Source organism: Amycolatopsis sp. NPDC031561, from assembly GCF_055580625.1.
The window spans coordinates 1-15136 of record NZ_JBVILA010000009.1; the positions used below are offsets into that span (position 1 = coordinate 1).

Below are 15136 nucleotides of genomic sequence, written 5' to 3' on the forward strand. Positions count from 1 at the left end.
CTTCATCGTTCGACTTGCATGTGTTAAGCACGCCGCCAGCGTTCGTCCTGAGCCAGGATCAAACTCTCCAACAATGTCAAATTTGATCGAGGCAAATTTTACTTGCTCTCAAAGGAACCTCAAACGAGGTTCAAATACATAAGCTCTACTGGCTTAGTTCACTAGCACACTGTTGAGTTCTCAAGCAACACGCTTTGTTTCAAAGCGATATTCACAAGCTTTTGGTCGAGCATGCCGAATCCTACGTTGTTAGCCGTAGGGAGTCGGCGGCCGCTCGTGGGCCGACGTAGAACGTTACCTGGTCCGGTTCGCGGTGTCAACCCGCTCGGCCCGTGTTCCTGGCCTGGGGCTTTTCGGCCCCGGTGGCCCGGTGTTCTTGGCGACGAAGAGAAGATTACATGCCCCGGAACCCCCTGAAAACAGGGGGGTCACTTAAGGACATCGCCGCAGGTCAGCCGGTATGGACCCCCGTCATCCGACGGTCTTCAGGTAGCGAGGCGGTTTGCGGGCGGGGACGACGCGTTCGAAGTCGGCCGCGTAGGAGAGCACTCGGGCGTCCGTCCACCGCCCCGCCATGAACGAAACCCCGACCGGGAGCTCGCCGACGAAGCCGGCGGGCACGGTCACCGCCGGATACCCCGCGACCGCGGCCGGCGTCGACGACGGGATCACGTCGTTGTCGCCGGTCTTGCAGTCGGTCTTCCAGGCGGGCGGGTTCGTGGGCGCGGCGATCGCGTCGAGGCGGTACTTGGCGAGGGTCTCGTCGATCGAGCGTTTCGCCAGGTCGGTCAGTTCGCGGCGCATGGCCAGATAGCCGGGATCGGACGGGCCGGGTGCGGCGAGTGCCTGCTCGAAGAGTTCCTGCCCGGCGAAGCAGGTCTGCTCCAGCGGGTCGGACCGGTTGTAGTCGATCAGCGCGGCGAGGTCGCGCGGCCCTTGCGGGCGCGTGGCCAGGTAGCGATCGATGTCCCGGTGGAACTCGGTGAGCAGTGCCGGGAACTCCAGTTCACCGAGCCTGGCCTGGTACGGCGGAGTCACCTCGACGACTTCGGCGCCTGCCTTGACCAGCGAACTCCTGGTTCGCATCATCACGGCGTCGACGTCCGGGCCGAGGACCGGCAGTCGCCAGAGTCCGATCCGGGAGCCCTTCAGCACGCCGGGACGGAGGTGTGCGGCGTAGTCGGTCGGCTGATTCGGCGGGTACGCGCCGGTGGCGGGGTCGGCCGGGTCGCGGCCTTGGAGCGCGGAAAGGGTCAGCGCGACGTCGACGACGTGCCTGGCCATCGGGCCGGCGGTGTCCTGCTCGGCCGAGATCGGCACCACGCCGGTGCGGCTGACCAGGCCGAGGCTTGGTTTGTGTCCCACGGTCGAGGTCATCCCGGCCGGGCAAACGATCGAGCCGTCGGTCTCGCTGCCGATCGCGACCTGGGCGAGTGACGCGGCGACACCGGCGGCGGATCCGGCGGACGACCCACAAGGATTGCGATCGAGCACGTACGGGTTGTTCGTCTGCCCGCCGACGCCTGACCACCCGGAAGTGGGTTTGGCGGCGCGGAAGTTCGCCCACTCGGACAGGTTCGCCTTGCCGAGGATCACCGCGCCCGCCTCACGCAGGCGGCGGAGCAAGGTCGCGTCTTTCGCGGGCTTGCTGCGCAGGGCGCGTGAGCCGGCGGTCGTCTGCATAGAGCGGGTGTCGACGTTGTCCTTCACCAGGACCGGGATGCCGTCGAGGGGGCCGCGGGTCTTGCCCGCCCGGCGCCTGGCGTCGCTCTCCGCGGCTTGCGCGAGCGCGGCCGGGTTGACCGCGATGACCGCGTTGACCTTCCGGTCGACCTTGTGGATGCGATCGAGGTAAGCCGAGGTCAGACCGATCGCCGTCAGCCGTCCGGAGGACATCCGGGCCTGGAGCGCGGGGATGTCGGCGGCGTCGAGATCGAGAGGTTTACCGGTGGCGGAGGCTGCGGGTGCGGCACTCGCCGCGATGGTCGCGGCGACCAGTGTCGTCAGAACTCGGAACACCGGTCGCCGCACCATCAGGTCTCCTTCTAGAGCACCGGAAGCAGGGTCCGCAGTTCGTACGGGGTCACCGCACTGCGGTAGTTGTCCCATTCAACACGTTTGTTGCGCAGGAAGAAGTCGTAAACGTGCTCCCCGAGCGCTTCGGGCAGAAGTTCCGATTTTTCCATTTCGGACAGGGCCTCGCCGAGGTTCTGCGGGAGCTGGGCATATCCGGCCGCGCGGCGTTCGGCGTCCGAGAGCTGCCAGATGTTGTCCTCGGCGGGAGGTGGCAGCTCGTAGCCCTTTTCGATGCCTTTGAGGCCGGCGGCCAGGATGACCGAGTACGCCAGATAGGGGTTGCAGGCCGAGTCGAGCGTGCGGATCTCCACGCGGCGTGACGACGCCTTGCCGGGCGAGTACATCGGCACCCTGACCAGCGCGGAGCGGTTGGCCCGGCCCCACGAAACGGTCGTCGGGGCCTCGCTTCCGCTGATCAGCCGTTTGTAGGAGTTCACCCACTGGTTGGTGACCGCGGAGATCTCCTTCGCGTGGTGCAACAGCCCCGCCACGAAAGCTTTACCGGTCGCCGACAACTCGTACGGGTCTTCTGCGTCGTAGAAGGCGTTGCGATCGCCTTCGAACAGGCTCACGTGGGTGTGCATCCCCGAGCCCGGCTGGTTGGTGAACGGCTTCGGCATGAACGTCGCGCGGACCCCTTGGGTGAGCGCGACCTCCTTGACGACGTAGCGGAAGGTCATCACGTTGTCCGCCATGGTCAGCGCGTCGGCGTACCTGAGGTCGATCTCCTGCTGGCCGGGCGCGCCTTCGTGATGGCTGAACTCGACCGAGATCCCCATCGCCTCGAGCGTCTCGATGGCGTGGCGGCGGAAGTGCGTCGCGGTCGCGTGGCTGGCCTGGTCGAAGTACCCGCCGTTGTCCGCGGGCTCGGGTTCGCTGCCGTCGTCCGGCAGGCTGGCGAGCAGGAAGAACTCGATCTCGGGGTGGACGTAGCAGGTGAAGCCCGCTTCGGCCGCCTTCGAGAGTTGCCTGCGCAGGACGTGCCGGGGGTCCGCCCACGACGGGGAGCCGTCCGGCATCGCGATGTCGCAGAACATGCGCGCCGAGTACGGGCCGCCGTCCGGGGTCTCCCACGGCAAGACCTGGAACGTGGCCGGGTCTGGCTTCGCGACCATGTCGGATTCGTAGACGCGCGCGAATCCTTCGATGGCCGATCCGTCGAAGCCGATGCCTTCACTGAAGGCGCCCTCGAGCTCGGCGGGAGCCACGGCGACGGACTTGAGAAACCCCAGCACGTCGGTGAACCAGAGCCTGACGAAACGGATGTCGCGCTCTTCCAAGGTACGGAGCACGAACTCCTGCTGGCGATCCATGGCCGCACCCTAACGAGAACGTGTTAACGACATGTTTCGCGACGCGCCGATCGACCGGAAGTGGTGGATCACCCCACCAGAACCGGCTCGGGCTTGGCTGCCTTCGTGATGGCCAGCGAGGCGACCGAACCGAGCACGGCGAGGCCCGCGGCGATGTACCAAGCGAGCGCGTAGCTGCCGGAGGAGTCGCGGATCGCGCCGGCGCCGAAAGCCGCGAGACCGGCTCCGAGCTGGTGACTGGCGAAGACCCAGCCGAAGACGATCGGCCCGGCGGCACCGTATTGGCGGACGCAGAGCGCGACCGTCGGTGGAACCGTCGCCACCCAGTCGAGGCCGTAGAAGACGATGAACGCCCACATGCTCGGTTCCACCGATCCGCTCAACAGCTGAGGAAGAAGCGCGAGTGAAACCCCGCGAAGGGCGTAGTAGACGCCGAGCAGGATGCGCGGGTCGACCCGGTCGGTGAGCCAGCCGGAGGCGATGGTGCCGACGACGTCGAAGATCCCGACGAGGGCGAGCAGGCCGGCGGCGGTGGTCTGTGGCATGCCGTGGTCGTGCGCCGCGGGGACGAAATGGGTGCTGACCAGGCCGTTCGTGGTGGCGCCGCAGATCGCGAAGCCGACGGCGAGCAACCAGAACGTCTTGGTGCGTGCTGCCGAGCCGAGGACGGTGAGCGCCCGGCGGGCGGAACCACCGGTGCGGGTGACTGGAGCGACTTCGCCGGGCTCGGCGCCGTACGCGGTCGTTCCGACGTCGGACGGGTGATCGCGGACGACCAGGAGGACGACGGGGACCACGGCCAGGGCGGCGATGGCGATGACGAGTGAGGCGGTCCGCCAGCCCTCGTCGATGGCGAGGTTCGCCACGATCGGGAGGAAGATCAGCTGGCCGGTGGCGCCCGCCGCGGTGAGGACCCCGGTGACGACGCCGCGGCTGCGGACGAACCAGCGGGCGGCGACCGTCGCGGCGAAGCTCATCGCCATCGAACCGGTGCCGATGCCGACCAGAACGCCCCAGCAGAGGATGAGCTGCCAGCTCGCGCTCATGAACACCGTGCCGCCCGCGCCGATCGCGACGACGAACAACGCCGTCGAGGCGACGCGTCGCATGCCGAAGCGCTCCATGAGAGCTGCCGCGAAGGGCGAGAAGAGGCCGTAGAGCACGAGGTTCACGGAGACGGCTGACGCGATCGTCGCGCGCGACCAGCCGAACTCGTCGTGGAGCGGGTCGATGAGCACGCCGGGGGCCGCGCGGAAACCGGCGGCGGCGAGCAGGGCGATGAACGCGGCGGCGGCGACGAACCACGCACGGTGGAGCCGGGTCTCAGGGTGCACGGGTACAGCGTCATCGGCGGCGGCTCCCGGCGGAAGCGGCTGGAAGGACACCGTGCGCAAGATTCGGGCCAAGCCATAGGCTCTGGCCATGCGCTGCCGTCACCTCGTGCCGGCGCTGCTGCTCACGATCGGGATCATCGGCGGCTGCGCGGGATCGCCCCCGTTGCCGTCCGCCCAGGAATTCGTGAGCGCGGCGGCCGACTCCCTCATCTCGTTACGCAGCGTTCGCTTCACTCTCGGGGTGAACGGCGTGGTCACCGGGTTGCCGGTGCGGGGGCTCGATGGCGAGGTCAGTCTCGAGGGTGGCGCGGTCGGTAATGCCGACCTGCAGGACGACTTCGAACGGATGAAGGTCAAGTACCGGCTTTCCGGGTCGGAGATCACGCTCAGTGGGCCTGACGGGGAGCGGGTGATTCCGGCTTCGGCGCCGTATACGCCTCAGGCGATGCTCGGGGCTGAAGGCGGGCTTCGGCGACTGCTGACCGGGGCGACCGAGCTGAAGGGCGAGCGGTGGGAGCGGGTGCAGGACACCGACTCGTTCCGGATCGCGGCGAAGGTGCCCGCGGCGGTGATCGGCGGGATCGTGCCGGAGATCAGGTCGGACGTGTTCGTGAAGCTGTGGATTTCGAAGGACGGGCCGCGGCGGCTGGTGCGGGTGTGGCTGCAGGTGCCGCCGACGAGTCCGCAGGACTTCGCGGTGATGCTGGAGCTGGCGTTGACCAGGCATGACGCGGTGGTCGTCGGGGGCGGGCGATAGCAAAGGTCCCCTGCTTCCCTGGCGGGGCGAAAGGCCAGGTCAGCGGGGGTGGCGACAGCAAAGGTCCCTTGCTCCCCCGCTAGGTGCAGCGGGTGTCGGGGGCGGGCAGCTTCCCGTCGATCAGGTAGGCGAAGCCGGCGCCGTCCACGCAGGCGTTGCCGTCCAGGAAGACGGTGTGCTGCGCGCCCTCGAACGTGAGCAAAGCTCCCTTGAGGTCCCGCGCCAGGTTCACGCCGGACGCGTACGGGGTCGCCGGGTCATCGGTGGTCGAGATGACCAGCGGACGCGGCAGGCCTTCGATGTCCGGTTTGTGAACCTCGGAGGTGGCGGGCACCGGCCAGACCGAGCAGATGTCGAGCTCGCTCATGTCCGGGGTGCCACCGGCGAGGAACGGCGCGCCCTGCAGCATCCGCTCGTGGGCTCCGTCGATTACGCGCCGGTCGGTGATCCGCGTGCTGTCGACGCAGCGAACCGCGAAGTACACGTCGAGGATCCCGGTGTACCGGCCGTCCGACTCGCGGCCGTAGTAGTTGTCGGCGAGCGCGACCAGGGTTTTGCCGGTCCCCCGTTCGAGCTCGGCGAACCCGTCGTTGAGGAACTTCCACGCGTCCTGCGAGTACAGCGCGGCGCTGGTGCCGGTGATGGCGTCTTCGAACGACAGTTCGCGGTTCCCGGCCGGGACCGGCTTGGTGATCAGCGGTTGGACCAGGTTCTGGAACGCCTTCGTCACCGCGCCCGCATCGCGGCCGAGCGCGCAATCCGCGCGGGCGACGCACCATTCGCCGAATTCGGTGAACGTGTTCTGGAAGCCGGCCATCTGCGTGACCAGCGATTCGGCGGTGTCGAGTCGAGGATCGACAGCGCCGTCGAGGAGCAGCGCCCGCACCTTGTCCGGATAGGCCTCGGCATACGCGGTCCCGATCTGCGTGCCGTACGAAAAGCCCAGGTAGGTGAGTTTCTCGTCGCCGAGGGCCGAGCGCAGGACGTCGAGATCGCGGACGACGTCCCTGGTCCCGATGTTGGCGAGTAGCTCCTTGCCGTGCTTCGTGCGCTCGGCGCACTTCGCGGCGTACGCCCTCGCGTCGGCGAGTTGCTTCGCGATGCCGTTCGGGGTCGTGTCGCTTTCCGAATCCTCCGCGCGGTCCGCGTCCCGTTCCGCGTCGGTGAGGCACACGAGTTGCGGATCGCTGGTCCCGACGCCGCGGGGATCGAAACCGACGACGTCGAAGCGTCCGGCCAAGGTCGCCGCGGGCGGCGACTTCGCGATGCGCGCGGCCGCCGAGACGCCCGAGCCGCCGGGCCCGCCCGGGTTGACCACGAGCGAGCCGATCCGCTGGTCCGCCTTCTTCGCCTTGTGCCGGAGGACGCCGATCGAGATTGTTTCGCCGTCCGGCTTCAGGTAATCGAGCGGCACGGTGAGCTTCGCGCAGTCGAACGCCTTGTCCTTGAAGGACTCACACGCGCCCCACGCCAACTTCTGCTCGGTGAACTTCTCGAGCGCCTTCGGATCCGGAGTCGGTGACGCCGTGGTCGGCTGGGGCGCCGACGCGGGCGGCGGCACAGGCTGCGGCGGCGACGTGCACGAAGCGACGAGCACGACGACGGCGAGCGTGGCCGGGACGCGGCGAAGGCTCATCTCGCGATCTTCGCAGCGTCCCAGCGGCTTATGGCCCTTCGCGCCGAACTCGTTACTTGGCCGCGCAGCGGGTGCCCTCGTCCGGCACGGCGCCGTTCACCAGGTAGTCGATGCCGATCCGGTCGACGCACGAGACGCCCTGGAGGAACACCGTGTGCTGGGTGCCCTCGAACGTCAGCAAAGCTCCCTTGATCGCTTTCGCGAGGTTGACGCCCGCCTGGTACGGGGTCGCCGGGTCGTTCGTCGTCGAGATGACCAGCGTCTTCGGCAGGCCTTCGACGTTGGGCTGGTGCGGCTCCGAGGTGTTCGGGACCGGCCAGAAGGCGCAGGCGTCGCGGGCGGAACCGTCCGGCCTGCCGTCGTCGAGGAACGGCGCCGCCTGCCCGTACCGCTTCTGCGCGTCGAGGATCTTCGCCGGATCGGTGACCCGCGGGTCGTCGACGCACCGGATCGCGACAAACGCGTCCTGCGTGGTCCCGTAGCGGCCGTTGGCGCCGCGTTCGTTGTAGAGGTCGGCCAGCCTCTCCAGGCCGTCACCGCGCTGACGTTTCAAGTCGTTGAGCGCGGTGTTCAGCGGTTCCCAGAGATCCTGCTGGTAGAGGGCCTGGATCACGCCTGTCGTCGCGTCCTCGTACGACAGTTTCCGGCCGTCGCTGACCGGCACCGGGAAGTCGATCAGCGGTCGCACCAGGTCCTGGAACGCCTTGGTCACGCCTGCCGCGTCACGCCCGAGAGCGCAGTCTTCGCGCGCGGCGCACCAGTTCGAGAACTCTCCGAACGCCTTGCCGAAGCCCTGCCCCTGCGCGACCAGCGATTCCACCGCGTCCTGCTCGGGGTCGACGGCACCGTCGAGCACCAGCGCGCGGACGTTCGCCGGGAACGCCTCCGCGTAGGCGGATCCGATCCTCGTCCCGTACGAGTAGCCGAGGTAGTTCAGCTTCGGGTCGCCGAGGACCGAACGCAGGATGTCGATGTCCTTGACGACGTCGCGGGTACCCACGTTCGCGAGCATCGAGGCGCCGTGTTCGGTCCGCTGAGCGCACCTGGTAGCGAACTCCTGGGACTCGGTCTCCTGCTTTTTCACCCCGTCGGGTGACCCGTCCGTCTCGCTGTCGTCCGCCCGGTCCGCGTCGCGTTCGGCGTCGGTCAGGCAGCGGATCTGCGGCTGGCTCGCGCCGATGCCGCGCGGGTCGAAACCGACGACGTCGAAGCGTTTGCCCAGCTCGTTCGTCGCCGTCCGCGAGGCGAGACCGGCCGCGGCCTCCATGCCGGAAGCACCCGGTCCACCCGGGTTGACCACGAGCGACCCAATCCTTTCGTCGGTTTCCAGCGCCTTCCGACGCAGCAGGCCGAGCGTGATCGAGTCGCCTTCAGGCTTCGCGTAGTCGAGCGGGACGGTCAGCCGGGCACATTGTGCGTCCTTCACTCGAAACGCCGCTTTTGCGTCATCGGATGTCGCGTAGGGTGCACAGTCGGCCCAGGTCAGACTCTGTCCGTAGAACTTCTCGAGTCCTGCGGGCACCGGTCCGGTCGGAGCGTGCGATTCGGTCGCCGGAGGCGGCGGCTGGGTTCTACCCTCTCCCGACGAGCACGCGGTGAAAGTGACCGCGAGCAGGCCGGACAGCGTGATCGCGGCGAATCGACGGGCACGGGACCTGGCGCTGACATGAGTGGACACGGTTGGATCGTGCCATCGGCCGTGGAACTCGGCCGCACCACCACTGCGTTGGTGATACGAGTGCGGACGGCAGAAGAACAGACGGGAGCACAGGGGTGGCAGCACTGATCAGCCGGGTGGGCAAGAAGCTGCGCCGGATCATCCAGCGGCCGGGCAGCGTCGAGCTGACCCGCTACGAAGCGCTGCTGCCGGCCATCGAGAAGCTCGAGCCCGAGTTGGAGAAGCTCTCCGACGAGGAGCTGACAGAGCGGGCCGGCAAGCTTCGGAACGCCACGTCCTTCGGCAACGACCAGCTGGTCGAGGTCTGCGCGCTCGGCCGCGAGGCCGCTCGGCGCGCGCTCGGCGAGCGTGCCTTCGACGTCCAGCTGCTCGGCACGATGGGCCTACTCAGCGGGCATATCGTGCAGATGGAGACCGGTGAGGGCAAGACGCTGGCGGGCGCGCTGGCAGGCGCCGGGTACGCGCTGCGAGGGAAGCACGTCCACGTCGTCACGGTGAACGACTACCTCGCCCGCCGTGACGCGGAATGGATGGGCCCGATCTACGACCTGCTCGGCGTCTCCGTCGGCTGGATCGAGCCCGCTCACTCGCGCGACGAGCGCCGCGAGGCGTACGCGAAGGAGGTCACGTACGGCGCCGTCAGCGAGATCGGCTTCGACGTGCTTCGCGACCGCCTGGTGACCCGCGAAGAGGACTTGGTCCAGCGCGATCCCGAGGTGGCGATCGTCGACGAGGCCGACTCCGTGCTGGTCGACGAGGCGCGCGTGCCGCTGGTGATGGCGGGGTCGATCGACCACACCGACGCCGACGAAGAGGTCGCGAACATCGTCCGGCGGCTGCGGCTCGGGCTGCACTACGAGACCGACGCCGACGGCCGCAACGCCTGGCTGACCAAGGCGGGCGCGTCGGTGGTCGAGAAGGCCCTCGGCGACGACATCAACCTTTACGACGACACGGGTTCGGACCGGCTGCCCGCGGTGAACGTGGCGCTGCACGCGCACGCGCTGCTCACCCGCGACGTCGACTACCTCGTGCGTGACGGCAAGGTGCAGCTGATCAACGCCGCGCGCGGCCGCGTCGCCGAACTGCAGCGCTGGCCGGACGGCCTCCAGGCCGCCGTCGAGGCGAAGGAACAGGTCAAGGCGACCGACCGGGGCGAGATCCTCGACTCGATCACCGTGCAGGCGCTGCTCGCGCGCTACCCCGAGGTCGCGGGCATGACCGGTACCGCGGTCGCGGTCGCCGAGCAGCTGCGCGAGTTCTACAAGCTCGAGGTCGCGGTCATCCCGCCGAACACGCCGAACATCCGCGAAGACCAGGAGGACAGGATCTTCGGGTCGCCGTCGCAGAAGCTGCGCGCGATCGAAGAGGAGATCCGGCGGGTGCACGAGAGCGGGCGGCCGATCCTCGTCGGCACCCAGGACGTCGCCGAATCGGAGGAACTGGCCGAGAAGCTGGCGAAGGTCGAGCTCGAATGCGTCGTGCTCAACGCGCGCAACGACGCCGAGGAAGCCGAGATCATCGCCGACGCCGGCAAGAAGGGCGCTGTCACCGTTTCGACCCAGATGGCCGGCCGAGGGACCGACATCCGGCTGGGCGGCAAGGACGGCGACGGTCGCGACGAGGTCGTCGAGCTGGGTGGCCTGCACGTGATCGGTACCGCCCGCTACCCGTCGAGCAGGCTGGATGGACAGCTTCGCGGCCGGTCCGGGCGGCAGGGTGACCCGGGCAGCGCGGTGTTCTTCGCCAGCCTGAACGACGAACTCGTGCTGTCGAACGCGCCGGACGTGCCCGAAGGCATCAGCTCCGACGTGGGCAGCGGCGAGGTCACCGACCCGGCGGCGCTGCGGCAGATCAACCACGCGCAGCGCGTCGCCGAGGGTGTCGACCTGGAGATCCACCGGAACACCTGGCGCTACACGCGGCTGATCGAGCGGCAGCGCGGCGAGCTGCTCGAGCACCGGGACAAGGTGCTGCGGACGGCGCACGCGGCGGAGGTGCTGGAGAAGGCGCACCCGGAGAAGTTCAAGGAGCTTTCAGAGGCCGTCGACGACGAGGCTCGTGTCGAACAGCTGGGCCGTGAGGTGCTGCTGTTCCACATCGACCAGCTGTGGTCGGACCACCTGGCGTTCCTGACCGACGTGCGGGAGAGCATCCATCTCCGCGCGCTGGCGCGGGAGACGCCGATCGACGAGTTCCACCGCGCGGCGATCCCCGAGTTCCACAAGATCATCCCGGAGGCGGCCGAGCGGGCGGCGAAGACGCTCGAGGAAGCCGAGATCACCGAGAACGGGATCGACCTCGGTGACGCGGGCGTGCGGCGGGCGAACACGACGTGGACCTACCTGGTGCACGACAACCCGTTCGACTCCGACTTCGAGCAGACCATCAAGAAGGTGCGGAGCATGATCAAGCGGAAGTAGCTCCGGGTCCGGAACGCAGCGGGGGACCTTTGCTATCGCTCTCCAAAAGAGAGTGACAGCAAAGGTCCCCCGCTCTCTTTTTCGGCGAAACCCCAGGTCAGGCGTCCGGCGATAGCAAAGGTCCCTTGCTCCCCCGCCGGTCACGCCCCGGCGAACAGGACCCAGGTGGGCGATTCGGCACATCCACTCGTCCCGGCGGACGCCGGTGGGTGAGAATGACGGCATGCCGCAACTGCGCATCGCACTGGCCCAGGTCAACACCACCGTCGGGGACCTCGAGGGCAACGCCGAACTCACCGTCGAGTGGACCCGCAAGGCCGCCGAAGCAGGCGCTCACATCGTGGTCTTCCCGGAGATGTCCCTCACCGGCTACCCCGTCGAGGACCTTTCCCTCCGCCCGACGTTCGCCTCCGCCTCGAAGCAGATGGTCGAAGCGCTCGCCCGGCGGCTCGAGGAAGCCGGATGCGGCGAGGTGCTCACCTACATCGGGTACCTCGACCTGGACGAGGCCGGCCCGCGCGACGCGGCGGCCGCGCTGTACCGCGGCGAGGTGGTCGCCCGCCAGTTCAAGCACCACCTGCCCAACTACGGCGTCTTCGACGAGCACCGCTGGTTCAAGCCGGGCCACGACCTCGAGGTCGTCCGCTTCCACGGCGTCGACGTCGGCATGGTCATCTGCGAGGACGTCTGGCAGGACGGCGGCCCGATCTCCGCGCTGGGCAAGGCCGGGGTGGACCTCGTGGTCGCGCCCAACGCTTCGCCGTTCGAGCGCGCGAAGGACGACATCCGCCTGCCGCTCATCGCCCGCCGCGCGGCCGAGGCCGGGGCGCCGCTGGTGTACACGAACCAGGTCGGCGGTCAGGACGACCTCGTCTTCGACGGCGATTCGATCGTGGTCGGCGCGGACGGCCGGTTGCTGGCGCGCGCTCCGCAGTTCGTCGAGCACCTGCTCGTCGTCGACACGGACCTCGTCGCGGGCGGGCACACCGCCGAAGGCGAGTTCGAGGGTCTGCGGGTCAAGCGCCGCGTCCTCAGCGAGGAGCCGGTTCCGGCCTACAGCCCGAGCAGCGATTCGGCGATCAGCGAGCCGCTGTCGGACGAGGCCGAGGTCTGGCACGCGCTCGTCGTCGGCCTGCGCGACTACGTGCACAAGAACGGCTTCTCATCGGTGACGTTCGGTTTCTCCGGCGGCATCGACTCGGCGGTCGTGGCGGCGCTGGCCGCCGACGCGCTCGGCGGCGACAACGTCTACGGCGTTTCGATGCCTTCGGAGTACTCCTCGGGGCACTCGAAGGACGACGCCGCGGATCTCGCCCGCCGCATCGGCGCGCACTATCGCGTCGAGCCGATCGCGGACATGGTCAAGATCTACGTCGAACAGCTTCAGCTGACCGGCCTCGCCGAAGAGAACATCCAGGCCCGCGTCCGCGGCATGCTGCTGATGGCACTGTCCAATCAGGACGGTCACCTGGTGCTCGCCACCGGCAACAAGACCGAGCTCGCCGTCGGCTATTCGACGATCTACGGCGACGCCGTCGGGGCCTTCGCGCCGATCAAGGACCTGTTCAAGACCTACGTCTGGCATCTGGCCAAATGGCGCAACGCGGAAGCCGAAAAGAACGGCGAGACCCCGCCGATCCCGGAGAACTCGATCACCAAGCCGCCGTCGGCCGAGTTGCGGCCCGGGCAGCTGGACAGTGACTCGCTGCCCGACTACCTGATGCTCGACGACATCCTCGACGACTACATCGAGGGCGACCGCGGTTACGTCGACCTGGTGGACGCGGGCTTCGAGCCGGAGACCATCGATCGTGTGGTGCGCATGGTCGACAAGGCCGAATACAAGCGCCGCCAGTACCCGCCGGGCACCAAGATCACGTTCAAGGCGTTCGGGCGGGACCGGCGGCTGCCGATGACCAACGGCTGGCGCGAGGGCGCGGTCGTGACCCGCTCAGCTCAGCGTGACCTGCTTCCCGGCTGAGTTCTGGAGCACGGCCACCAGGCCGGGCTTCGCGTCGCGCCGGACGAGCATGTCCATCCCGAGCGCCCGGACCGCGGACTCCACCGCGGCGGGCTCGGGGTGGACACCGGTGACCAGGAGCAGCGGAATCGAGGGGAGTCCCCGCGTCGTCGGATGCGGGGTGTTCCCCCAGTCGATGAGAAAGGGCGCGAGCCCGTTCAAGCCGCCGGCGCCGGTGAGGCGCCAGGTCAGCAGTTCGCCGTCGTCGGTGGCGCGCGACATCTCGAACGCCTCTCCCGGGTCGTAACCACGTTCGCGGGCCTCGGCGATCGCGTCGTCGATGCCCTGAACACGCGCGGCCCAGGTGACCAGGGCGGGCTCGGTCAGCTCGTCGATGCCGAACGGCCGCGGCCCGGCGTGCCCGGGTTGGTCCGGGTCGGGCCCCACCACTTCGAGGTAGGCACCGGCGCCGAGATCGGCCAGATAGTTGGCCGTGCCGAGCCCGACATGCCTGCCCCCGCGTACGGGCGTGACGCCGGTCAGATCCGCGACGCGCGCGACAGCGTCTTCGAGATTCGGCCCGGCGTAGACGAGGTGATCAAGCACGAGGTCGGTCATGCCCATAGTCCTATCGCAGCCGTCACGTCCTTGGCACTGAGGTGTCGCCAAATGCGGCTAAGCCGAAACTGTCGGACCTGTCTCGTACCCTGGATTCATGACGGCACCGGGCTACGCCGTGTTCGGCACCGCGATCGGCGACTGCGGCATCGCGTGGAGCGAACGCGGGGTCATCGCGGTCCAGCTACCCGAAGGCAGTGAAGAGAAGACCAGGGCGCGGCTCACCGCACGCCTGCACGACGCGGTCGAGTCCGCGCCGCCGGCGGAGGTCCAGCGGGCGATCGGCGACGTGGTCTCGTTGATGAACGGCAAGCGCACGGACCTCACCGGCGTCGAACTCGATTACGAGGGCGTGCCGGAGTTCCATCACCGGGTGTACGAGTTCATCCGCTCGATCCCCGCGGGCAAGACGCTGACCTACGGCGACATCGCGAACATCCTCGGCATGCCCGGTGGGGCGCAGGCCGTGGGGCAGGCGATGGGCCGTAACCCGTTCCCGATCATCGTGCCGTGCCACCGCGTGCTCGCCGCGGGCGGCAAGGACGGCGGGTTCTCCGCGCGGGGAGGGGTCGCCACCAAGCGCCGGATGCTGGTCATCGAAGGCGCTTTGGCGGACGAACCGACGTTGTTCTAAACGGTCTGGGCGGGCGACCACGGCTTGAGCCAGGGCGTCTCCGGCCAGCCTTCCGCGGCGGCCATCAGCGGGATCGCGGTCGCGCCGTCGATATGCTCGCGGATGATGTCGGCATGCCCGGCGTGCCGTGCGGTCTCCTCGATGAGGTGGAGCAGCACCCAGCGGACAGACCAGGCCTCGACGTCCTTCGGATACCAGGGCACGCCCTGTGGCACCGGGACCGGCTGGCCGAGGTCGGCGATCCCGGCGATGACGTCCGAGGTGCGGCGGGCGACCTCGTCGTAGCGCGCGTAGACGCTTTCGATCGTCTCGTCCGGCGCCATCACGTAGCCCGCTTCGTACTCCTTCATCGTCTCTTCCATCGGCTTCGCGGGCTTCTGGAGGATGATGTCGAGCCAGCCGTCTTCGACGTGCGCGGTGTGCTTGATCAGGCCACCGACACTCAGTGAGCTTTTGGTCGGGACGGCTCTGGCCTGTTCTTCGGTGAGGCCGTGGGCCGCGATCCGCAGGACGTGGCGCTGCTGCTCGAGGTAGGCGAGGAGACCTTCGCGCTCGTCGGCGACCGGGGGAACGTTTCCAGCCATGGTGGCTCCTTCCATCGGGAAGGAGATCTTTACATCCGGCTCCGACTTCCCGAAGCGATTCGGCCAGGAAGAGAGCAGGGGACCTTTGCCATCGCTCGTTAGTGAGGCTAACGAGCGATAGCA

The 15136-nt window shown here is 68.3% G+C and carries 11 protein-coding genes and 1 rRNA gene; 4 read left to right on the forward strand and 8 right to left on the reverse strand.

What is annotated here, in order from left to right; translation table 11 throughout:
* The 4 genes from ACZ5IK_RS19835 to ACZ5IK_RS19850 all read right to left on the reverse strand — a co-directional run.
* Positions 1-74, reverse strand: a 16S ribosomal RNA gene (locus tag ACZ5IK_RS19835); the annotation flags it as partial.
* Positions 75-471: 397 nt separating this feature from the next.
* On the reverse strand, positions 472-2034 hold the full coding sequence (locus ACZ5IK_RS19840; protein ID WP_465488990.1) for an amidase: 1563 nt from the start codon (positions 2032-2034) through the stop codon (positions 472-474).
* An 11-nt stretch (positions 2035-2045) separates the two neighbouring features.
* A complete protein-coding gene (gene glnA, locus ACZ5IK_RS19845; RefSeq protein ID WP_037303423.1) occupies positions 2046-3389 on the reverse strand; it encodes a type I glutamate--ammonia ligase in 1344 nt (447 codons plus the stop codon).
* 68 nt (positions 3390-3457) lie between these two features.
* A complete protein-coding gene (locus ACZ5IK_RS19850; protein ID WP_465488991.1) occupies positions 3458-4723 on the reverse strand; it encodes an MFS transporter in 1266 nt (421 codons plus the stop codon).
* A gap of 88 nt (positions 4724-4811) precedes the next feature.
* Here ACZ5IK_RS19850 and ACZ5IK_RS19855 point away from each other — a divergent pair, with 88 nt between their 5' ends.
* Entirely contained in the window at positions 4812-5480 is a 669-nt protein-coding gene (locus ACZ5IK_RS19855) for an LppX_LprAFG lipoprotein (RefSeq protein WP_465488992.1), read from the forward strand.
* Between the two features lie 79 nt (positions 5481-5559).
* Here ACZ5IK_RS19855 and ACZ5IK_RS19860 read toward each other — a convergent pair whose 3' ends face one another.
* Positions 5560-7116, reverse strand: coding sequence for an alpha/beta hydrolase (locus tag ACZ5IK_RS19860; protein WP_465488993.1), 1557 nt, complete (start codon positions 7114-7116; stop codon positions 5560-5562).
* Between the two features lie 52 nt (positions 7117-7168).
* Positions 7169-8740, reverse strand: coding sequence for an alpha/beta hydrolase (locus ACZ5IK_RS19865; protein ID WP_465489186.1), 1572 nt, complete (start codon positions 8738-8740; stop codon positions 7169-7171).
* Positions 8741-8889: 149 nt separating this feature from the next.
* Here ACZ5IK_RS19865 and secA2 point away from each other — a divergent pair, with 149 nt between their 5' ends.
* Positions 8890-11217, forward strand: coding sequence for an accessory Sec system translocase SecA2 (secA2, locus tag ACZ5IK_RS19870; protein ID WP_465488994.1), 2328 nt, complete (start codon positions 8890-8892; stop codon positions 11215-11217).
* Between the two features lie 223 nt (positions 11218-11440).
* A complete protein-coding gene (locus ACZ5IK_RS19875) occupies positions 11441-13198 on the forward strand; it encodes an NAD+ synthase (protein ID WP_465488995.1) in 1758 nt (585 codons plus the stop codon).
* On the opposite strand, the gene ACZ5IK_RS19880 is transcribed toward ACZ5IK_RS19875, so the two are convergent.
* Positions 13169-13795, reverse strand: coding sequence for a VOC family protein (locus ACZ5IK_RS19880; RefSeq protein ID WP_465488996.1), 627 nt, complete (start codon positions 13793-13795; stop codon positions 13169-13171). The genes ACZ5IK_RS19875 and ACZ5IK_RS19880 overlap by 30 nt on opposite strands.
* Before the next feature lie 97 nt (positions 13796-13892).
* Between ACZ5IK_RS19880 and ACZ5IK_RS19885 the strand changes: the two genes are divergently transcribed.
* Positions 13893-14429, forward strand: a complete 537-nt coding sequence (locus ACZ5IK_RS19885) for a methylated-DNA--[protein]-cysteine S-methyltransferase (RefSeq protein WP_465488997.1) — start codon at positions 13893-13895, stop codon at positions 14427-14429.
* Here the strand turns inward: ACZ5IK_RS19885 and ACZ5IK_RS19890 are convergent.
* Positions 14426-15013 carry a DinB family protein gene (locus tag ACZ5IK_RS19890; protein WP_465488998.1) on the reverse strand — a complete coding sequence of 196 codons (588 nt, stop codon included), beginning with the start codon at positions 15011-15013 and terminating at the stop codon, positions 14426-14428. The two genes, ACZ5IK_RS19885 and ACZ5IK_RS19890, sit on opposite strands and share 4 nt — an antisense overlap.
* Positions 15014-15136 lie beyond the last annotated feature (123 nt).